General features: G+C 68.3%; 18 protein-coding genes. 7 read left to right on the forward strand and 11 right to left on the reverse strand.

The window, feature by feature from the left end; genetic code table 11:
• Positions 1-4: 4 nt before the first annotated feature.
• The 7 genes from urtE to ramB all read right to left on the reverse strand — a co-directional run bounded on the left by urtE (position 5) and on the right by ramB (position 7,577).
• Entirely contained in the window at positions 5-697 is a 693-nt protein-coding gene (gene urtE, locus ACWEQQ_RS32910; RefSeq protein WP_354847117.1) for an urea ABC transporter ATP-binding subunit UrtE, read from the reverse strand.
• Positions 681-1,553, reverse strand: coding sequence for an urea ABC transporter ATP-binding protein UrtD (gene urtD, locus ACWEQQ_RS32915; protein ID WP_452350981.1), 873 nt, complete (start codon positions 1,551-1,553; stop codon positions 681-683). The genes urtE and urtD overlap by 17 nt, the downstream gene beginning before the upstream one ends.
• Entirely contained in the window at positions 1,550-2,740 is a 1,191-nt protein-coding gene (gene urtC / locus ACWEQQ_RS32920) for an urea ABC transporter permease subunit UrtC (RefSeq protein ID WP_452350982.1), read from the reverse strand. The genes urtD and urtC overlap by 4 nt, the downstream gene beginning before the upstream one ends.
• Entirely contained in the window at positions 2,737-3,621 is an 885-nt protein-coding gene (gene urtB / locus ACWEQQ_RS32925) for an urea ABC transporter permease subunit UrtB (protein ID WP_354847108.1), read from the reverse strand. Before urtB ends, urtC begins: the two co-directional genes overlap by 4 nt.
• A 111-nt stretch (positions 3,622-3,732) precedes the next feature.
• Positions 3,733-4,968: an urea ABC transporter substrate-binding protein gene (gene urtA / locus ACWEQQ_RS32930; RefSeq protein ID WP_379404199.1), complete on the reverse strand. Its 1,236-nt coding sequence runs from the start codon at positions 4,966-4,968 to the stop codon at positions 3,733-3,735.
• Positions 4,969-5,298: 330 nt separating this feature from the next.
• Positions 5,299-5,988, reverse strand: coding sequence for a hypothetical protein (locus tag ACWEQQ_RS32935; protein ID WP_452350983.1), 690 nt, complete (start codon positions 5,986-5,988; stop codon positions 5,299-5,301).
• Positions 5,989-6,167: 179 nt separating this feature from the next.
• Entirely contained in the window at positions 6,168-7,577 is a 1,410-nt protein-coding gene (gene ramB, locus ACWEQQ_RS32940) for an acetate metabolism transcriptional regulator RamB (RefSeq protein WP_452350984.1), read from the reverse strand.
• Positions 7,578-7,683: 106 nt separating this feature from the next.
• Here ramB and ACWEQQ_RS32945 point away from each other — a divergent pair, with 106 nt between their 5' ends.
• A complete protein-coding gene (locus ACWEQQ_RS32945; protein ID WP_452350985.1) occupies positions 7,684-9,201 on the forward strand; it encodes an ATP-dependent DNA ligase in 1,518 nt (505 codons plus the stop codon).
• Between the two features lie 417 nt (positions 9,202-9,618).
• Here ACWEQQ_RS32945 and ACWEQQ_RS32950 read toward each other — a convergent pair whose 3' ends face one another.
• Positions 9,619-10,059 carry a DUF4254 domain-containing protein gene (locus tag ACWEQQ_RS32950; RefSeq protein ID WP_354847094.1) on the reverse strand — a complete coding sequence of 147 codons (441 nt, stop codon included), beginning with the start codon at positions 10,057-10,059 and terminating at the stop codon, positions 9,619-9,621.
• Positions 10,060-10,163: 104 nt separating this feature from the next.
• Between ACWEQQ_RS32950 and ACWEQQ_RS32955 the strand changes: the two genes are divergently transcribed.
• The 6 genes from ACWEQQ_RS32955 (at position 10,164) to ACWEQQ_RS32980 (ending at position 15,313) form a co-directional block, all read left to right on the forward strand.
• Positions 10,164-11,108 carry a hexose kinase gene (locus ACWEQQ_RS32955; protein ID WP_452350986.1) on the forward strand — a complete coding sequence of 315 codons (945 nt, stop codon included), beginning with the start codon at positions 10,164-10,166 and terminating at the stop codon, positions 11,106-11,108.
• A 154-nt stretch (positions 11,109-11,262) separates the two neighbouring features.
• Complete coding sequence (locus ACWEQQ_RS32960) at positions 11,263-11,616, forward strand: hypothetical protein (protein ID WP_452342032.1); 354 nt, start codon at positions 11,263-11,265, stop codon at positions 11,614-11,616.
• 101 nt (positions 11,617-11,717) lie between these two features.
• Positions 11,718-12,521 (forward strand): ABC transporter ATP-binding protein, encoded by an 804-nt coding sequence (locus tag ACWEQQ_RS32965; RefSeq protein WP_364620358.1) that lies wholly within the window; start codon positions 11,718-11,720, stop codon positions 12,519-12,521.
• An 11-nt stretch (positions 12,522-12,532) separates the two neighbouring features.
• Positions 12,533-13,294 (forward strand): ABC transporter permease, encoded by a 762-nt coding sequence (locus tag ACWEQQ_RS32970; protein ID WP_452342031.1) that lies wholly within the window; start codon positions 12,533-12,535, stop codon positions 13,292-13,294.
• Between the two features lie 47 nt (positions 13,295-13,341).
• Positions 13,342-14,136 (forward strand): ABC transporter permease, encoded by a 795-nt coding sequence (locus ACWEQQ_RS32975; protein ID WP_452342079.1) that lies wholly within the window; start codon positions 13,342-13,344, stop codon positions 14,134-14,136.
• Positions 14,137-14,215: 79 nt separating this feature from the next.
• Positions 14,216-15,313, forward strand: a complete 1,098-nt coding sequence (locus tag ACWEQQ_RS32980) for an ABC transporter substrate-binding protein (RefSeq protein WP_452342030.1) — start codon at positions 14,216-14,218, stop codon at positions 15,311-15,313.
• Positions 15,314-15,333: 20 nt separating this feature from the next.
• On the opposite strand, the gene ACWEQQ_RS32985 is transcribed toward ACWEQQ_RS32980, so the two are convergent.
• The 3 genes from ACWEQQ_RS32985 to ACWEQQ_RS32995 form a co-directional block, all read right to left on the reverse strand.
• Positions 15,334-16,359 carry an XdhC family protein gene (locus ACWEQQ_RS32985; protein WP_452342029.1) on the reverse strand — a complete coding sequence of 342 codons (1,026 nt, stop codon included), beginning with the start codon at positions 16,357-16,359 and terminating at the stop codon, positions 15,334-15,336.
• Positions 16,360-16,372: 13 nt separating this feature from the next.
• Positions 16,373-17,038 (reverse strand): nucleotidyltransferase family protein, encoded by a 666-nt coding sequence (locus ACWEQQ_RS32990; RefSeq protein ID WP_452350987.1) that lies wholly within the window; start codon positions 17,036-17,038, stop codon positions 16,373-16,375.
• A gap of 96 nt (positions 17,039-17,134) precedes the next feature.
• Positions 17,135-19,747, reverse strand: coding sequence for a tetratricopeptide repeat protein (locus tag ACWEQQ_RS32995; protein ID WP_452350988.1), 2,613 nt, complete (start codon positions 19,745-19,747; stop codon positions 17,135-17,137).
• Positions 19,748-19,788 lie beyond the last annotated feature (41 nt).

The raw sequence follows: 19,788 nt of genomic DNA on the forward strand, positions 1-19,788 counted from the left end.
CCGATCAGATCGCCATGGCCTGGCGTACCGCGGATTCCGCGCTCGCCCCGCCCGCCCCGGAGGAGGTGACGCGGCCCGAGCGCAGGACATAGAACTGCTGCGCGGCCTGCAGCGCGAAGCCGATGTGCTGTTCGACCAGCAACACGCTGAGTCCACCCCGGCCGGTGAGTTCGATGATGGTGCGCTCGATCTCGGCGACCACCGAGGGCTGGATGCCCTCGGTCGGCTCGTCGAGGATCAGCAGCGCCGGTTCGGTGATGAGGGCGCGGGCGATGGCCAGCTGCTGGCGCTGGCCACCGGAGAGCAGTCCGGCCTTGCGGGACAACAGTTCCCGCAGCGCCGGGAACAGGTCCAGCGCTTCGTCGACGAGTGCCTTGCCGCGTTTGCGGCCGTCGGCCACCACCTGGAGGTTCTCCATTGTGGACAGCTGTGGAAAACTCTGCTGCCCCTGTGGAACATAGGCGAGGCCGCGCTTGACCCGCCGCGACGGCGACATCCTGGTGATGTCCTCGCCGCCGAAGCGGATCCGCCCCGACTTGGCGGGCAGCAGCCCGACCGCCGCGCGCAGCAGCGAGGTCTTACCGGCCCCGTTGTGGCCCATGATGGCTGCCACGCCATTGTCCGGAACCGTCAGGGACACCCCGTGAATCACCTCGGTCCGGCCGTAGCCGGTGTGTAGGTCAACGAGTTCCAGCATCTGCGGCCTCCTTCGCCTCGTCCGATTCCTGCTCCGCGCCGATGGATGCATCAGCGCTGGCCTCCGCGGGCGGCAGCTCACCGGCCGCGGCGGTGCCGAGGTAGACCTCCTGCACCTTCGGATCGGCCTGCACCTGCTCCACGGTGCCCTCGCTGAGGACGCGGCCGCCCGCGAGCACCGTCACCGAGCTGGCGAACGCGCGCATGAAATCCATATCGTGCTCGACGACGATGACCACCCGCTCACCGCCGATGCGGCGCAGCAGGTTTCCGGTCTCCTCGCGTTCCTCGGCGCTCATGCCCGCCACCGGCTCGTCCAGCAGCAGCACCGAGGCGTTCTGCACCAGCAGCATGCCGATCTCGAGCCACTGTTTCTGACCGTGCGCGAGCACCCCGGCAGGTTTGTCGCGCAGCGCGGCGAGTCCGGTGGTCTCGAGCGCCTCCTCGATGGCGGGCAGCACCGACTTGCGCCGGCGCAGCAGGGTGAGCGCGGAACGTCCCGCGCCCGCGGCGATATCGAGGTTCTGCAGCACGGTGAGCTGTTCGAACACGCTCGCCGTCTGGAAGGTGCGGCCCACCCCGAGGCGGGCGATCTGATGCACCTTGCGGCCGATCAGCTCGGCGCCGGTCTTCTGCGCCGAGCCGGTCGCGGGCACCAGGCCGGTGATGGCGTCGATGAGGGTGGTCTTGCCCGCGCCGTTGGGTCCGATGAGGAAGCGCAGATCGCCCTGCAGGACGGTCAGGTCCACGTCGGAGACGGCCTTGAAGCCGTCGAAACTCACGGACAGGCCGCGGATTTCGAGGTATTCGCTGTCCATTCCGGCATTGCCGCCGATTTTCGGTTCGGGTGCGGTCATCGTGCTTCCACCTTCTGCTCGGCCTCGGGCTCTGCCTCGGCCTCGGCCTCCGGCTTCGCCTCGACCGCCGCCTCGATCTCGGGTGCGGCGGCCGGTTCCGGTGCGGCGTCGGGGGCCGTCGCGGGGCGCAGCCGCTCCAGCAGCTGCTTGGCCATGGGCCCGAATCCGGCCAGTCCCGCCGGGATGAAGCCGACCACCACGATGAACAGCGCACCCTGGAAGTAGGTCCACGCCGACGGGAAGTGCTCGGAGAACGTGGTCTGCGCCCAGGCCACGCCGATCGCGCCCAGCACCGGCCCGAGCAGGGTGGTGCGACCGCCGATGGCGACGCCGATCAGGAACGCGATGGACGGGACCACACCGATGTCGGCGGGGGAGATGATGCCGACGATCGGGGTGAACAGGGCGCCCGCGATGCCCGCGAAGAACGCGGCCACCACATAGGCGACGATCTTGATATTGGCCGGGTCGTAGCCGAGGAACCGGACCCGTTCCTCCTGATCACGCACGGCGACAAGCAGTTCCCCGTACCGGCTGCGCATGAGCTGGCGTGCGACGGCCACCACGACCAGCAGCGTGCCCGCCGCGATGAAGAACAGCATGCGCCGGTTCACCGGATCATCCAGGCGGAAGCCGAAGAACGAGCGGAAGTCGCTCAATCCGGTGAAGCCGCCGATGGTCTGCTGCCCGGTGAGCAGGATCGCCAGCGCCGCGGCCAGCGCCTGGCTCAGGATGGCGAAGTACGCGCCCTTGACCCGGCGCTTGAACACCCCGAAGCCGAGCACCGCGGCGATGGCGGCGGGCAGCACCGCGATCGCCAGCAGCGCCACCGGCGCGGACTCGAAAGGCCGCCAGTACGAGGGCAATTGGTCCACGCCCGCGATGGTCATGAACTCCGGCACATCCTCGTGCGCCTTGGCGGCGTCGGCCATCTGCATGTGCATGGCCATGATGTACGCGCCGATGCCGAAGAACACGCCCTGGCCGAGGGTCAGCATGCCGCCGCGGCCCCACGCCAGGCCGATGCCGACCGCGACGATGGCGAAGCACAGGAACTTGGCGAGCAGGCTCAACCGGAAGTCGGTGAGCATCGCCGGTGCGAGACCGAACAGGACTATGGCGGCGATGACGAAGCCGCCCAGGGCTTTCAGGGAAGAGTTGGCACTCAGTCGCTGGATGGTGGTCATGCCAGACTCCTCGTCCGGACGGTGAACAGACCCTGCGGGCGCACCTGCAGGAAGATCACGACCACGATGAAGACGATCACCTTGGCGACCGTCGCGGTGGTCGAGTACTCGACGAACGAATTCAGCAGGCCCATGGCGAAGGCCGCGATCACGGTGCCCTTGATCTGCCCGAGGCCGCCGATGACGACCACCAGGAAGGCGTCCACCAGATACGACTGCCCGATGGTGGGGCTGGTGGAACCGATCAGGGTCAGGGCCACACCGGCCACCGCCGCCAGCCCGGAACCGATGAAGAAGGTGCTCACATCGGTGAGACGCGAAGAGACGCCCGAGGTTTCGGCCAGGCTGCGGTTCTGCACCACGGCCCGGATGCGGCGGCCGAGCGGCGTCGTCTTGAGCGCGGTGGCCAGCGCGATCACCGCCACCACGGCCAGCACCATGATGAAGATGCGGGTCTTGGGCACGACGGTGCCCGCGATGGTGAGGCCGCCGGTCAGCCAGTCCGGCGCGACCACGTTCTTGGCGGGCGCGCCGAAGATGTCCCGCACCGCCTGCTGCAGGATCAAGCCGACACCGAAGGTGACCAGCAGGGTGTCCAGGGGGCGGTCGTACATCCAGCGGATGAGCCCCATCTCGAGGGCCGCGCCCAGCAGGCCGCCGACCAGGAAGCCGACGAACAGCGACACGATCAGCGCCACGCCCGTCGCCGAGATCAGCTGTTCCACAACGTAGGTCGTGTAACACCCGGCCATGATGAATTCACCGTGCGCCATATTGATGACGCCCATCTGACCGAAGGTCAGCGACAGACCCAGCGCGGCGAGCAGCAGGATCGAGCCCAGACTCAGCCCTGTGAAGAGCTGTCCGACAGCCACATCCATGATCAGTACCTCTCGAGCTCTATTGGTGGAGAACGCCGTACGGCTGGTGCGATGCCGCGGTGAGAGTCGCGCGGACACCGCACCAGCCGCCCCTCATCGGCGGCCGCCGAATTACTTCAGGCCCTTGGCCCAGTCGTAGTTCTTCAGGTACGGGTCCGGCTGGATCGGCTTGCCGGAATCCCAGACGGTGTAGATGAGCCCGTCGGGGTGGATCTCGCCGATGCGCGCGGTCTTGGTGATGTGGTGGTTGGAGCCGTCGATGGTGACGGTGCCCTCCGGCGCGTCGTAGCTGACGCCGTCGGCGGCCTGCTGAATGTCGGCCACCGCGAACGACTTCGCCTTCTCCACCGTCGCCTTCCACAGGTAGACCGAGGTGTAGGCGGCCTCCATCGGGTCGGAGGTGGGCTTGTTCGCGCCGTAGGCCGCCTTGTACGCGGCGACGAACGCCTTGTTCTGCGGGGTGTCGACGGTCTGGTAGTAGTTCCAGGCGGTCAGCTGGCCCGCGACGTTCTGCACCCCGACGCCGCCGACCTCCTCCTCGGCAATGGACACCGAGACCACCGGCATGTCAGCGGCTTTCAGGCCCGCGTTGGCGTACTCACGGAAGAAGGCCACATTGGAGTCGCCGTTGAGGGTGTTGAACACCGCGCCCGCCTTGGCATTGCGGACCTTGTTGACGATGGTGGAGAAATCCGTGGAGCCCAGCGGCGCGTAGTCCTCGCCCTTGATCTCGATGCCATTGGCCTTGGCGTACGCCTTGATCTCGCGATTGGCGGTCTGCGGGAAGACGTAGTCGGAGCCCACCAGGTAGAGGGAGGTGATGCCCTTCTGCTTCAGGTAGTCCAGCGCCGGGATGATCTGCTGGTTGGTGGTGGCGCCGGTGTAGAAGATGTTCTTCGAATCCTCCAGGCCCTCGTACTGAACCGGGTAGTACAGCAGCGAATTCAGCGATTCGAACTTGGGCTTCATGGCCTTGCGCGACGCCGAGGTCCAGCCGCCGAACACCGCGGCCACACAGTCGGAGCTGATCAGCTTCTCGGCCTTCTCCGCGAAGGTCTTGGGATCCGAGGCGCCGTCCTCGAGCACTACGTCCAGCTTCTTGCCCAGGACGCCGCCCGCCGCATTGATCTGGTCCACCGCCAGCTTGGTGGCATTGGCGACGGTGACCTCGCTGATGGCCATGGTGCCGGTCAGCGAGTGTAGTGAACCGATCTTGATGGTGTCCTTCGACGTGTCCACGCAGGACTTGGCATTGGAGCCCGACGCGGTGTCGCTGTCGCGCGAACCACAGCCGGCGACCAGCACGGCGGACAGCGCCAGCGCGGTCGGAATGGTGATCGCCTTCATCAGGCGGGCGGCCCTGTCCCGGCGGGGAGAGTCGTGCATCGGCGGATCCTTCACTTCACGGTGTTCGGCGGCGCCACATGCGCCGCTTGCGAATACCGCCGCGTATACAGCGGCTGTATTCGTGGAACGAAAGGTAAACGGGAAGTGTTGCGCCGGAATGACTCTCGATGAATGTCCGATTTCCTACATTGCCACGACGTGAATTTCTGCTCACCGCATCATGGTTCGTTCGATGTGGAGGAAACATCATTGCAGGTCAAGGGATATGAAACGGCCCGAGCCGGAGCCAGCGCAAGCTGACACCGGCTCGGGGCCAAGGGTGAGATCTGGTCAGTAGCAGTACTGGTCGTGGGTGTAGTAGTCGGTGTGGCAGTCCTGCTGCCACGTCCAGCCGTCCTGCCGGTCATCGTTGGTGGTGCCGGCACCCGCCGCGCTGCCGGTACCGCCACCGATCAACGCACCGATCATGGCCGCGAACGGCAGAGCGATGATGCCGAGCCCCCCGGTGGCCACCGCGATGATGACGCCGACCACGATGCCGCCGAGCGCACCACCCAACGCGCCCACGGCACTACCGGTTTCGGTCGCGCGCTGCTTGGGCGAGGTCGGCACCCACCGCCCGATATCCGCCGCACCCGGCTGCGCGACCTCGCCGGCCTCCGGATGCGCAACCAGCTTGGTCCCATTGTCCTCGATGCTCGGATGCATCGAAACCACCAGATCCGTACCCGCGGTGGTCATCGCCAGCGGCATCCGCGACACAACCACCCCGGAGCCATCCAATACGTCCACCGACGCATCGGTGAGCCGGAAAGTGCCGCCGTTCAGTGTCGTCGTAACCGTCTTATCGGCATCCGACCGGACAATGGAGTAACCCAGATCGTTCTGTCCCTGACCGGGGTGCTGAATCGACTGCACCGCAGCCGGATCCGGCGTCGGCGTCGCGTAGGACGTCCCCCCTGTGATCGCCAGCGCGGCAATGGTGAGACCAGCAGTGGCGATAACCTTCTCGATTTTCACACGATCATGTTCGTCTGCGATTCAACGCGTGTTTCCCATCCGGATAGGTCATCCAATCGGTCATCAAATGATGTCCAGCAGTCATCGAATGATGCACGGAGCCAATCCCGGCGCATCGCCGGACGAACGGAAAGTGCGGATCCAGAACTTCATCGACGATGGCCGGTCGAAGGACGCGGTCACTGAATGACATAGGGGGAGATGGAGCTTCGGTGTTCGCTGATGTCGAGTGATTTGCCGAGGGGTGGGAAGGCGCGTTGGGGGCAGTTGGAGCGTTCGCAGACGCGGCAACCGGCGCCGATGGGGGTGGCTTTGGGCTCGTTCAGGTCCAGGCCGTCGGCATAGACGGTGCGGCCGGCGTGGCGGAGTTCGCAGCCCAGTCCGATGGCGAAGGTTTTGCTGGGTTCGCCGTAGCGGGTGGCGCGGCGTTCGACGGTGCGGGCGATCCAGAGGTATTTGCGGCCGTCGGGCATCTGGGCGATCTGGGTCAGGATCTTCGCGGGGTAGGCGAAGGTCTCGTAGACGTTCCAGAGCGGGCAGGTGCCGCCGCTGGAGGAGAAGTGGAAACCGGTGGCGGACTGGCGTTTCGACATATTGCCGGCGCGGTCCACGCGGACGAAGGAGAAGGGGACGCCGCGGAGTTTGGGGCGCTGCAGCGTGGACAGGCGGTGGCAGATGGTCTCGTAGCTCTGGGTGAAGAACGCCGACAGGCGTTCGATGTCGTAGCGGAAGTCCTCGGCCACCTCGTGGAAATGGGTGTAGGGGAGCACCGTGGCAGCGGCGAAATAGTTGGCGAGGCCCAGTTTTGCCAGCACGACCGAATCGTGGCCGCTGAAATTGCCCTCCGCCACCAGCTTTTCGATGAGCTCGCCGCATTCCAGATAGGCCAGCTCGGCGGCCAGCTTGAACACCCGCTGCCCGCCCGAGAGATGCGGCGCGATTTCCAGACGACGCGACTCGGGATCGAAACGGTGCAGCACGCCGTCGCCCAGATCGATACGCTCCACGATCTGCACGCCGTGCGCATCGCTGAGGCGGCGCGGGATCTCGCGCTTGAGATCGCCGCCGTGGAATCGCATGCGATGGGTGAGTTCCTCGGCGGCGGTATCCAATTCGTGAATGTAGTTCTGCCGCTGATAGAAGTAGTCGCGCACTTCCTCGTGCGGTTTGGAGATGGCGCCCGAACCGCTGCCGTCGGCGAAACGGTCCTCGGTGGCGGCGGCCAGCTGCGCGGTCGTATTCCGGTAGCGGCGATGCATGTTCACCATGGCGCGCGCCAGACCCGGGTGCGCGGACACCATTTCGGCGATCTCCTGGGCGTCGGCCTCCACCCCGAGCTCCTGGTCCATCACGACCTCCTGGAGTTCGGCGATGAGCCGGGTGTCGTCCTGGGAGGAGAAGAAGCCGGCGTCGACGCCGAAGACTTCACTGATGCGCAGCAGGACCGGTACGGTGAGCGGACGCACGTCGTGTTCGATCTGATTCAGATAACTCGCGGAGATCTCGAGCTTCTTGGCCAGCGAGACCTGACTCAAACCGCGCTCGGTACGCAGCTGTCGCAGCCGCGCACCGACGTAAGTCTTGGCCATGCGCCCGAGTTTATTGCTGTCTTCGCATCGTTGCCAACGCGAGAGTTAGCAGGGCTGCTGAGCTGTGTGTCACATCGTTGTCGGTCGCTCGGGTTACCGTCGACAAGTGCTCTTGTCCGATGTGGTTGAGGCGTCACAGGGTGTGCGGGCGACGTCGTCGCGAAAGAACAAGATCAAGATCTTTGCCGACCTGCTGAAGCAGGCGGCGCCGCAAGAGTTGGCGCAGGTCGTGGCCTGGTTGTCCGGCGAGCTGCCGCAGGGGCGGATCGGAACGGGCTGGCGCACGCTGACCACGCTCGCGGTCGAGCCGGCCGCGGTGCCCACGCTGGCCGTGGACGAGGTGGACACCTCCTTCAGCAAGCTGGCCGAGGTCGCGGGCAGCGGGTCGGCGGCGCGACGACAGGAACTGCTGGCCACCCTCTTCGGGGCCGCGACCCGGGATGAGCACGAATTCCTGCTCCGCCTGCTGACCGGGGAGATGCGGCAGGGTGCGCTGACCGCGATCGTCGCCGAGGCGGTGGCCGCCGCGTTCGACGTGCCGATCGAGGCGGTGCGCCGGGCTCACATGCTGTCCGGGCGGCTGCCGGTCACCGCCGTCGCGGCGCGCACCGGCGGCGTCGAGGCCCTGGCCGCGTTCCGGCTCGAGGTCGGCCGGCCGGTCCAGCCCATGCTGGCCTCGCCCGGCGCGACCCTCGAGGAGGCGATGGCCGAATTCGAGGGGCGGGTCAGCGTCGAGCACAAGATGGACGGCGCCCGCATCCAGGTGCATCGCGACGGCGAGCGGGTGTGGGTGTTCACCCGCACCCTGCGCGACATCACCGCGAGCGTGCCCGAACTGGTCGAGGTGGTGCGGCAGCTGGACTGCACCAGCGTCGTCCTCGACGGAGAAACCTTGGCGCTCAACGACTCCGGCCGCCCACGGCCCTTCCAGGAGACCATGAGCCGCTTCGGCGCCACCACCTCCCAGGAACTGCTGCTGCACCCCTACTTCTTCGACTGTCTCCATCTCGACGGCGCCGACCTGCTGGACGCCCCGCTGCGCACGCGCCGCGAGGCCCTCACCGCCGTGGCCTGCGGCCTGACCATTCCGGCCCTCATCGCCCCGGACCCGGAAGCCGCCGCCGAATACTTCGACGGCGCGCTGGCCGCGGGCCACGAGGGCATCATGATCAAATCCCTGGACGCCCCCTACGCCGCCGGTCGCCGCGGCCGCTCCTGGCAGAAGATCAAACCCACCCACACCCTCGACCTCATCGTGCTCGGCGCGGAATGGGGCTACGGCCGCCGCACCGGCTACCTCTCCAACCTCCACCTGGGCGCCCGCGACCCCGAGGGCGGCGACCCGATCATGGTCGGCAAAACCTTCAAGGGCCTCACCGACGCCCTACTCCATTGGCAGACGGCCGAATTCCCGCGCCACGAACGCAAACGCGATGGCAACACCGTCCACCTCTACCCCGAACTGGTAGTCGAAATCGCCCTCGACGGCGTCCAGACCAGCCCCCGCTACCCCGGCGGCGTAGCCCTCCGCTTCGCCCGGGTAGTCCGCTACCGCCCCGACAAAGAACCTCACCAGGCCGACACCATCGACACCATCCGGGCCCTGCTACCCGGCACCAACTAGACGGGGTGCGGGGGCGAAGTAAACGGGGTGCGGGGGCGGAGCCCCCGAAATCGCCCCTGGGGGTTCGGGGCGAAGCCCCTGAGAGTCTCGAGAGTGGGGCCCGCTCCTCACAGACGATTCACAGCTGGAACAGGGCACGCTCCGAGTTTCGGGCGACATGATTCACGTGTCGACGCTCGACCGGACGGTTGTCAGGTGACGGGACACAGGAACTGCCACCGCATCTCCCACGCGGATTCCCTGTGAGCTCGTGCCGTTCGGGAGACTTCGACGGTGGATTGCGCATGGTCCACCTTGTGGCCGGTGGTGCCCCGCCCCCTCGCCGGGCACCGCCGGCCGCGGTCAAGATTCGTGTCGCGGTCGGGATTCGTAGTCGCGGTCAGGATTCGTAGTCGCGGTCAGGATTCGTAGTCGCGGTCAGGATTCGTAGTCGCGGGTGCCGGTCAGGTTCGGCAGCCGGCGGCGGCCCGCGGCCAGCTCACCCGCCAGATGCTCGTAGGCGATGGCCAGTTCGGTGAGCCGCTGGGCGGCATCGTGCACGGCGTCGTCGGGCGACATGGCCAGGGACAGGTAGGCGAGCGCGGAGAATTGCGCCAGCCGGTCCACCACCGTCCCCACGGTCTCGGTGTGCAGGTGGGCGTCGCGGGCGGCCTTGGGGAGTTCGGCCGCCACCCAGCTGTCGATATCGAGCACCAGCCGCGCCCGGTCGTGGTCGATCCGATCGGTGCCGCCCGCTCTGGTGAGCCGCCGCTCGTGCAGGTCCGCGAGTAGGCCGGCGCAGCGCAGCACCGGATGGTCGTCGGGGGGCAGGCCACGGCAGGCCTGCAGCAGCAGGTGTTTCGGTGGGAGCGGATGCACGGCCGACATCCTGCCCCTCGAATATCTCCGAATGGCAACGACATTCGGTGCCACTTTGCCGTGCAGGGGTTGCATCCGGTGCCGTGACGTGCCGAGATGGTGGGGTGATCCTCACCGTGACCCTGAACCCGGCCTACGACATGACCTACCGGGTGGAGCACTTCGAGCGGGGCCGGGCGCAACGGGTGCGGTCGGTGGATCAGCGGCTGGGCGGGCGCGGCATCAATGTCACGCGGGTACTGAACCAGCTCGGCAAATACGCCCGCGCCACCGGCTTCTCGGACCATTCCTTCGCGGCCGCCGCGGAACTCGAGATGCCCGTGGACTTCGTGCACGCGCTGCCGTGGGTCCGCCGCACGGTGGTGATCAGCGAATCCGATGACGGCACCGCCACCGCGCTGTGGGAGCCCGGCCCGCGGGTCACCGAACCGCACGCGGTGGATCAGCTGCGGGTGCGGGTGGCGGGCCTGCTCTCGGATATGAGCGGCCTGGTCATCTCGGGTTCGCTGCCCGGCGGGGTGAGTCCGGGCCTGCCCGCCGAGCTGGCGCGCACCGCCATCGCCCGGGGCGTGCCCACGATCTGCGACTTCGACGGCCAGCCGCTGGAATTGGCCGCGCGCGTGCCCGGCGTCGTGCTCACCCCCAATGTCGAGGAGCTGGAACGCCTCACCGGCCGCCCGGCGGGCACCATTCCCGAGATCCTCGCGGCCGTCGATCCGCTCATCGCCGACGGCGTGGGCACGGTGGTGGTGACCCGGGGCGGCGCGGGCATGGTGGCGGTCACCCCGACCCGGGCCTGGACGGCGGCGCTGCCGAAACCGCTGGCGGGCAACCCCACCGGGGCGGGCGACGCGGCCGTGGCGGCCATCATCGCCGCGCTGGCCGGCGGCGCCACACCGGACTGGCCGGAGCTGCTCGCCGACGCGGTCGCCACTTCCGCTGCCGCCGTGGTCATTCCGGTCGCGGGGGAGATCGACCGGGTGCTGCGGGATCGGCTGCTGCCCACCGTGCGGGTGCGGGAACTCGAATCCGTCGCTGTCCGGCCGTGACACTCCGGGGACACGCCGTATGTGAGGTAGCTGTGAACTGAACCGCGCGGCGGCGTGGTGGCGGAGACCGGGGATTGTCCCGGGTTAGGTTGGGGGAGTGTCGGACCTGGGAACTCAACCCGATCGGGGGTCGGGTGTGGACGACAGTTATCGAATGCCCCGGGTGGTGCGTGCGGCGCAGGTGCTCGCTCTGGGAATCGCGGGGCTGGGCGCGATCTGCGTGGCCTCTTCGGGATGGCTGCTGGGAGCCGAGGCGGCGATCGGGACCGCGGTGCCGTTCATCCCGGCGTTCCTGCTCGGTCTGGTCGCGCTGACATTCAACTCCGAGGGGCAGTCGGTGCGTATCGGAGCGATTCTGGTGGCGTTCATGAACATGCTGTGGACGGTGCCGTCGATCACCGAGGGGCGGCCGCCGGGTCCGCTGGGTCCGCTGGTCTCGCTGGCGGTGATCGTGCTGCTGTTCCGCCGGGAGGCGCGCGACTGGTTCGAACCCCCGGCCTGGTGGTGAGACCCACCTGGCAGATTTCGCAGCTCGCTGCGTAACAAATAGGTCATCTCGTCCGCTCATTTGCAATCTGCGTGCAATTCCCGGCACTTACCGTTGGCGCTATGAGTTCGGAAGCCGCCGCGGGGACGGGCATTCACATCAGCGGGCTGAGCAAGACCTTCCGCTCCGGGCGGCGGGTGGTGCCGGCCCTGGACACGGTGGATCTGCATACCGCGCAGGGCGCGTTCCTGTCGCTGCTGGGGCCCTCCGGGTGCGGGAAGTCCACCATCCTGCGGATTCTCGCGGATCTGGAGTCGCCCTCGGCGGGGACCGCGAAGATCAATGGTGAGACCCCGGCCGAGCTGCGCAGGCGGCACGAGTTCGGGATCGCGTTCCAGGATTCGGCGCTGTTGCCCTGGCGCAGTGTGGAATCCAATATCAAGCTGCCGCTGCAGGTGGCGGGGCTGCCCGCGGACCGGGAGCTGGTCGCGGATCTGATCCGGCTGGTCGGCCTGGAGGGCTTCGAGAAGGCCAAGCCCGCGCAGCTGTCCGGCGGTATGCGGCAACGGGTTTCGATCGCCCGCGCGCTGGTGGTCCGGCCGACGGTGCTGCTGCTGGACGAACCCTTCGGCGCGCTCGACGATATGACCCGGCAGCGGCTGAACCTGGAACTGCTGCGGATCTGGACCGAAAAGCCCGCCACCACACTGATGGTCACGCACGGCATCGCCGAGGCGGTCTTCCTCTCCGACGTGGTGGCCGTCATGAGCCCGCGGCCCGGGCGGGTGGTGGAGGTCGTGAACATCGACCTGCCGCGGCCCCGCACACCGGAGATGATGCGCACGCCCGAATTCCACAAGCTGCACGACTACCTATCGGAACTGCTGTTCGGGCGCAGCGGCCGGGGCGGGGTGGCGTCGGAATGAACTGGGGCGCAATGAGAGAGAGTCTGCGGATAACCAGGCTGGGCGGTCTGGCGGGCATCCTCGCGCTGCTGGCGCTGTGGACCCTGCTCGCCGAACTGCGCGTCGCGGGCGGCACCGTCCCGAGCCCGTGGACCGTGCTGCACACCATGTACGCCGACGGCTGGGCGCTGTACGGACCCAACTTCCGGATCACGGCCTGGGGCGCGCTGCAAGGGTTTCTGTGGGGCAATGCGCTGGCCATCGCGTTGGCGGTGCTGGTGGTGCTGATCCCGCCGATCGAAATGCTGGTCACCCAGCTGGCCATCCTGAGCTACTGCACGCCGCTGCTGGCGCTGGGGCCGATCATCCTGGTGGTATTCGGCGGGCGCACGCCGACCGTGTTCCTGGCGGCCATGTACTGCTTCTTCACCACCATGGTCGGCACGGTATCGGGATTGCGGTCCGCGGACCGCACCAGCCTGGATCTGGTGCGCGCCTACGGCGGTGGCCGCTGGCAGCGGCTGACCCGGGTGCAGCTGATCGCGGCCCTGCCGAATACCTTGGCCGCCTTGAAGATTGCCGCGCCCTCCGCGGTACTGGGCGCGATCATCGGCGAGTACCTGGGCGGCGTGGACAGCGGCATCGGGGTGGCCCTGACGGCCGCGCAGACCGCCTACAACGTGCCGCGCACCTGGGGCATGGCGCTGGCCGCGGCCGCGCTGGCCGGGCTCGGCTACGCGATCGTGGCGCTGGTGGCGCGGGTGGCGGTGCCGTGGACGCGAGCGGAGGCATGATGACCGACAAGGTCGCGAACCCGGCGGCGGGCCGGGCCGCGCAGCTGCTGAACCTGCTGCGGCCGATCGGGAGATTCCTGCTGCCACTACTGGTTTCGCTGATTCTGCTGGTGGCCCTGTGGTACGGCTTCCTGAAGCTGTATCCGCAGGTCGGGCTGGTCGGCAAGAGCCCCGGGGACGTGTGGAAGTACCTGGTGACCGGACCGACCTCGGCCGGCGCTCGTCAGGTGATCTTCGACGAAATGCGAATCACCCTGCGGGACGCGGTGATCGGCTTCGGCGCGGGCATGGGCGCGGCGCTGGTGGTGGCGGCGCTGTTCATCGGCGTTCCCGCGGTGGCGCAGGCGTTCATGCCGGTGGCGATGCTGCTGCGATCGGTCCCGCTGGTGGCCATCACCCCGATCATCGTGCTGGTGTTCGGGCGCGGGCTGCTCGGCGTCACCGTCATGGCCGCCATCGTGGTGTTCTTCCCGGCCTTGGTGATGATCATGACCGGCCTGCGGTCCGCGCCCCGGCAGGCCACGGAACTGGTACTGGCCTACGGGGGTTCGAACTGGACGGCCATGCGCATGGTGGCGGTCCCGGCCGCGCTGCCCGCGGTGTTCGCGGCCGCCCGGGTCTCGGTGCCGGGCGCGCTGATCGGTGCGCTGCTCGGCGAATGGCTGGGCAGCGGAACCGGTTTGGGCGCGGGGCTGATTCGCGCCATCCCCACCTTCCAGTACAACCGGCTCTGGGCGTCGATCGCGCTGGTCACGGTGGTGTCGGTGTTCGCGTACGCGGTGGTGGGCGTGCTGGAAAACCTGGTGCTGGCGCGGTTCTCGCCGGAACGGAGCCGGGAATGAGCACACGAGTTAACGCGGCGCACACAAATACCTGCGGAAAAGCAAAAAATCGGAAATCGAAACGGCTTACATTCGCCGCATGAGTGGTGTGTTCCGGCCGGATTCGGCCTCGCAGTTGTCCATGGGTCGGCGATCCTTCCTCCGCTACGCCGGATTGACCGGTGCGGCGGTGGGCGGAGCCGGATTGCTGGCCGCGTGCGGTAAGGACTCCTCGGGCTCCGGCAATGGCTCGGTCGCCGACGGTTCCAAGTACGGGACGGTGGCCGTGCAGCTGTCCTGGTTGAAGAACATCGAGTTCGCCGGTGAGTACTTCGCCGATTCCAAGGGCTATTACAAGGACGCCGGATTCGGGTCGGTGAATCTGATCGCGGGCGGCGCGGCCAGCACCTCGGTGGAAGCGGGGCTGGGCACCGGCAAGATCTGGATCGGCATGTCCGCGCCGCAGACCACCGCGCCCGCGATTCTGGAGGGCCTGTCCGCCAAGATCGTCGGCACCACGTATCAGAAGAATCCCTTCTGCATCGTGAGCTCCAGCAAGAGCCCGATCCCCAATCCGCAGGCCATGAAGGGGCGCAAGATCGGTGTGCAGGACACGAATCAGCTCATCTTCAACGCGCTGCTGACCGCCAATGGCATGTCGCCCTCCGACGTCACCATCGTGCCCGCGCAATACGATCCGACGCCGCTGGCCAACGGTGAGGTGGACGGCTGGGTCAGCTACGCGACGAATGAGCCGATCACCCTGGCCACCAAGGGGTTCCAGAACTTCAACTTCCTGTTCGCCGACTTCGGGCTGCCGCTGGTCGCGGAGACCCTGACGGTGAGCCAGCAGACCATCGACAAGGAGCGCGACAAGCTCAAGGCGTTCCTGACGGCGGAGATCAAGGGCTGGAAGGACGCCGTCGCCGACCCGGGCGAGGCGGCGCGGCTGGCCGTCGAGGTGTACGGCAAGGATCAGCGCCTGGAGCTGCGCGAGCAGACCATGGAGGCGCAGGCGCAGAACGGGCTGGTCGAATCGGCCGACTCCAAGGCCAACGGGCTGTTCACCATGACCGACACACTGATCGAACAGAACATCGCGGCGCTGGCCAAGGCCAAGATCGATATCAAGGCGGACAAGCTGTTCGACCTCTCGGTGCTCAAAGAGGTCTTCGCCGAGCACCCCGAATTGAAGTAGCTCAGCGCATCAGTGCCGAGTCAGCGCACCAGCTGCACGTGCCGGCGGCCGCCGCCGGAGGAGGCGGACAGCGGTTCGGCGGAGGTGCCGTTGCGGACCGCCAGCAGTTCGGCGGCGATCGACACGGCGGTCTCGGCGGGGGTGCGGGCGCCCACGTCGAGACCGGCGGGAGAGTGCAGGCGGGACAGGGTCTCGTCGGTGAAGCCGCCCGCCTGCAGGGCCTCCAGCCGATGTGCGTGCGATGCCGGGGTGCCCAGGGCGGCCAGGTACCCCAGCTCGGGTAGTCGCAAAGCCACGGTGAGCAAAGGGATTTCGAACTTCGGGTCGTGCGAGAGCACCACCATGGCGGTGTCGGCGCCGATCTCCCCGGCCGAGGCCAGGGTGTTGAGGTAGCGGTGCGGCCAGTCGACCACCACCTCGCAGCCCGGGTAGGCGCTCGGATTGGCGAAGGTGGGGCGGGCGTCCACGATGGTGATGCGGTAGCCGAGCAGCCGGGCCTGGGTGGCCAGCGCGCTCGCGAAAGCGTTGGCCCCCACCAGGATCAGGTGCGGCGGGCGGGCGAACGAGGACACGAAGACATCGGAGTCGGGGAGCGAGACCAGCTCGGTGCCGTGCTTGCGGTCGGTGATGAGGTGCTGGCCGATCACATCCGGGTCCGAATGCCAGACCACGGTGAAGACGGTGACCTGCCGCTGCGCCGCCATATCGGCGGCCACATCCGGGAATTCGGGAAAGTGCCTGCGCGAGAAGGGTTCGGTGAACACGTCCAGGGTGCCGACACAGTCCATCTGCGCGTCGAGCCCGCTGCCCGGTCCGAATCGCTGCAGCCCGCGCCGTCCGGTGTGCGCCGAGTCGATGGCGGCCTCGTAGGCGGCGGCCTCGGCGCAGCCTGCCGAGATGGATCCGAAGGCCCGCCCGTCGGCGTCCACCACCATGGCCGACCCGATCGGCACGGGTGTAGCGCCTTGTGTCCGAACCAGAGTGGCCAGCCCCCCGGTGCGCCCGCTGTGCCAAATTCGAAGAAGGTCGTCGACGATTTCCCGCATCACATGCTCCCGATCACAGTGCGCTGTCCGCCGGATAATCCCGATCGATCCCCGTTGCGAGGTCATCGCACGTGACGCACACCATATCCGCTCGTTGTCGTAAATAAGTGCCCGCCCCCGAATTTCCCTCCGCGCTCGCGCACACCCCTGCCCAGTGCGCCCGCCCCAGCACCACCGGATGCCCGGGCGTGGTCCCGAAGAACGCCCGCGCCAACCGGCTCTCGCTCGCCCGCGCCGCAGCGATCACCCGCTCGACCACCGCGGGCCCGACGTCCGGCGTATCCACCGGCATGATCGCGACCAATTCCGCGGGCGCCGTGCTGTGATTCGGCGGCGTGGCGGTGGTACTCCCGGTGCTGAGGCCCGGTGCCGCGGCCGCCGCCAGACCCGCGCGCGTGGAGGCGCTCAGGCCGAGGTCCCAGTCCGCCGCCCAGACCGGCTGGACTCCCTCGGGCAGGGCGATGCCCGAGGTTTGCGATACCCGCCACTCGCCGCCCGGCGCGCGGTGGGCGGGCCCGGTTGCCCCCAGTACCACGAAGATTCGCGCGCACCCGCCATCCCGCAGCGCCGCCACCGCCCCGCGCAGCCAGCGACCGTCCTCGGCCAGCACTTTCGGCATGCCATATCGCCGACCGGCACCGGCCGCGAGCAGAATTCCATCGCAGCGTTCGGGACTCACGCGAGCAGGGTAGTCCCGCTCGCGCCCCTTCGCTGACCAAGCGACCATCAGGGATTGCCTGACCGGCCGGACCCCGGCGACCGGCCGCGCGCCGCCTCAGCTACCGAGGGCGGTCAGGGTCTGCTGGACCTTGAGCAGGCGAGCAGGGTCGATGCCCTCGCAGAGGGTGCGGGCCTTCTCGAGATAGACCAGCGCGAGGGCGGGGTTGTCGGCACAGCGTTCGAGCTCCCCGAGCGCCCACCAGGCGGCGGCCTCGCCGTCGGCGTCGGAGATGCCCCGGGTCAGGGCGCGGGACTCCTCGTATTTGATCCGGGCGGCGTCGAATTCGCCGCGGTGCCGGTGGATGTGGCCGAAACCGCGCAGGGTGTCGATCTGCAGCAGCGGATCCGGTATCTCCTTGCTGATCCGGTACGCCTGCTCGAACAGCGCCCAGGAATCGTCCAGCCGGCCGCGCACCCCGGCGATGCCGCCCAGGCCCCACACCGACCAGCCCTCGCAATAGCGGTCGCCGATCCGCAGGGCGATGGCGTGCGCCTCGCGATAGTTCTCGTCGCCGGCCGCGTACTGCTCGGTGAGCCGGTGCAGATGACCGAGTTCGCGCAGGGCATCGCATTCCAGATGCAGATCGTCGAGCGAGTGCGCGATGCGCAGGACCTGGCGCACCTCGGCGCGCGCCGCGTCGCAGCTGTTCTGGTGGCGCAACGCGGCGGCGTGCCACAGCAGGGTGCGCGCGGTCCGGGCGCTGTCCCCGATATCGGCCGCCAACTGGTGCGCGTACTCGAAACAGGATGCTGCCCTGGCATATTCGCGCATGGTCCGGAGCAGGTGGCCGAGCCCGAAGTGGGCGTCGCATTCGGCGGCGCGGTCCCCGATGGCGTGATTGATCCCGCCCGCGAGCTCGAACATGCTGCGGCTCTCGGCGAAGTAGCCGAGCGTCGCGAGCTGGCTCGCCAGCAGATCCGCGAATCGTGCGGTGTCCGAGGTGCGTTCGGCGGTGCGGGCGCACGCCAGCATGGTCTCGAGCCGCTCCTCGAACCACAGCCTGGACTGCATGACGGCCATGTTCGGATTGCGCGCGTCCGGACCGGGGTGGTGCGGCACGGTGTCGAAGGGGCGCGGCTTTCCGATGCCGTTCGCGGTCTCCAGGTAGTGCCGCAACAGCCGGCCCAGGGCCGCACCGCGCTCGCCCGCCCGGCTCTCGGCATCCGCGCGGCACCGGGCATAGAGGTGCAGCAGATTGTGCATCCGATAGCGCTGATGGCCCGGGCGACTGGTGAGCTGATCGATCATGCCGTCCTCGAACACCCGCTGCAGCAGGCGTTTCGCGGCGGAGTCCTCGGCCTGCGCCATGGCCGCGAAGTCGTCGGCGGACACGGTCGAGCTCGGGAACCAGCCGAGCAGCCGCACCGCGCGCCGCGCCTCCTCGTCACGCAGGTGCGCGTAGGACAGGGCGAAGGCGTCCCGGGTGGATTCGTCCTCGGCGGAGAACTTGTCGAGAATCAGCTCGGCCGGGCAGTGCCCGGCGCGCGGCGCCGCCGTCGGCAGGGTCAGCAGCATGGTGAGCGTGTCGAGTTCGTCGCGGAGATCGCCGAGCAGCCCCGGCGTCCGGCTGATCCGCCCCGCCACCAGGCGGATCGGCAGCGGCAGCCCGCCCGCCACCTCCACGATCCGGCGCACCGCCGCCGAATCGTGGCCCGCCCCCAGATTGCCCAGGGTGGCCAGCATTTCCTCGGCCTCGTCGAGCCCCAGCGGGGTCAGCTCCAGCTGATTCACGCGCACCATGCCGGTGAGCGGCCGCCGGCTGGTGATCACCACGAAGCAACTCGCCGACTTCGGCAGCAGCGGCCGAATCTGCTTGCTCTCCAGCACATCGTCGAACACCACGATCAGCCGGCGACCGGTCGTCTCGTGGTGCCACTGCCGCAGCAACGCGCCCTGGTCGGCGTGCGGGCGCGGGCGCGCGCCCAGCTGGCTCAGCCCGGCCGCCAGCAGGCGCGCGGCGGTGTTCGAGCCCGCGTCCCGGTCATGGCTGCGCATCTCCAGCCACACCGTGCCGTCGGGAAAGCGGTCGGCGAATCTCGTCACCAGCTGCCGCGCGAACGCGGTCTTGCCGACACCCGCGACACCGGTGATCAGTTGCGCCCGGGTATCACCCAGGAAGTGCAGGTCGACGCGGCGGCGCAGCTCCTCCATCGGCCCGCGCCGGCCGATGAAGGTCGAGGCGTCGAAGGACGTCGCATAGGGCTGCCGGGTCCCGGTCCGGTTGCGCCCGAGGCGTTCCCGGAGGGACTGATACGCCGCGCGTTCCTCGTGCGCCAGATGCCCGAGGTCGTCGATATCGATGAGCCGATCCCAGGTCGTGTTGTAGACCAGCGCGAGCAGCTCCAGCGTGTGCAGGGCCGGCGGCCGATAGCCGTTGCCCTCCGCGGTACGAGCGGGCCACTTCTCGATCTCGCACAGCCGGCTGTTCTTCATTCGCGGCTCCCGGTGACCGTTCGAATCCACCAGGGGCGCAATCTGATTGAAGCGCTCCGCGGCCTGCCGCTGGTTGAGCCCATTGGCCTTGCGCCAGGCGATGCGGGGACGCAGCCCGCGTCGCATCAGCTCGACGGCCAGCGGCTCGATCAGGCTGTGCTCGCTCAGCCCGATCGCCCGCAGCGAGCGGCCGAGCCGGGCGATCTCGGGTGCGGAAGTGGCGGCCGGTGTCATCGGAGACCTCCTCGCCCGCCCGGCCGCGCTCGGCAATCGGC

It is taken from the genome of Nocardia sp. NPDC004123, from assembly GCF_053603795.1.

Excerpts from the sequence above, each read along its gene's own strand:
- urtE (WP_354847117.1), bottom strand. The coding sequence starts at position 697 with ATGCTGGAACTCGTTGACCTACACACCGGCTACGGCCGGACCGAGGTG.
- urtD (WP_452350981.1), bottom strand. The coding sequence starts at position 1,553 with ATGACCGCACCCGAACCGAAAATCGGCGGCAATGCCGGAATGGACAGC.
- urtC (WP_452350982.1), bottom strand. The coding sequence starts at position 2,740 with ATGACCACCATCCAGCGACTGAGTGCCAACTCTTCCCTGAAAGCCCTG.
- urtB (WP_354847108.1), bottom strand. The coding sequence starts at position 3,621 with ATGGATGTGGCTGTCGGACAGCTCTTCACAGGGCTGAGTCTGGGCTCG.
- urtA (WP_379404199.1), bottom strand. The coding sequence starts at position 4,968 with ATGAAGGCGATCACCATTCCGACCGCGCTGGCGCTGTCCGCCGTGCTG.
- ramB (WP_452350984.1), bottom strand. The coding sequence starts at position 7,577 with ATGGCCAAGACTTACGTCGGTGCGCGGCTGCGACAGCTGCGTACCGAG.
- ACWEQQ_RS32960 (WP_452342032.1), top strand. The coding sequence starts at position 11,263 with ATGCCCCGGGTGGTGCGTGCGGCGCAGGTGCTCGCTCTGGGAATCGCG.
- ACWEQQ_RS32965 (WP_364620358.1), top strand. The coding sequence starts at position 11,718 with ATGAGTTCGGAAGCCGCCGCGGGGACGGGCATTCACATCAGCGGGCTG.
- ACWEQQ_RS32970 (WP_452342031.1), top strand. The coding sequence starts at position 12,533 with ATGAGAGAGAGTCTGCGGATAACCAGGCTGGGCGGTCTGGCGGGCATC.
- ACWEQQ_RS32980 (WP_452342030.1), top strand. The coding sequence starts at position 14,216 with ATGAGTGGTGTGTTCCGGCCGGATTCGGCCTCGCAGTTGTCCATGGGT.
- ACWEQQ_RS32985 (WP_452342029.1), bottom strand. The coding sequence starts at position 16,359 with ATGCGGGAAATCGTCGACGACCTTCTTCGAATTTGGCACAGCGGGCGC.
- ACWEQQ_RS32995 (WP_452350988.1), bottom strand. The coding sequence starts at position 19,747 with ATGACACCGGCCGCCACTTCCGCACCCGAGATCGCCCGGCTCGGCCGC.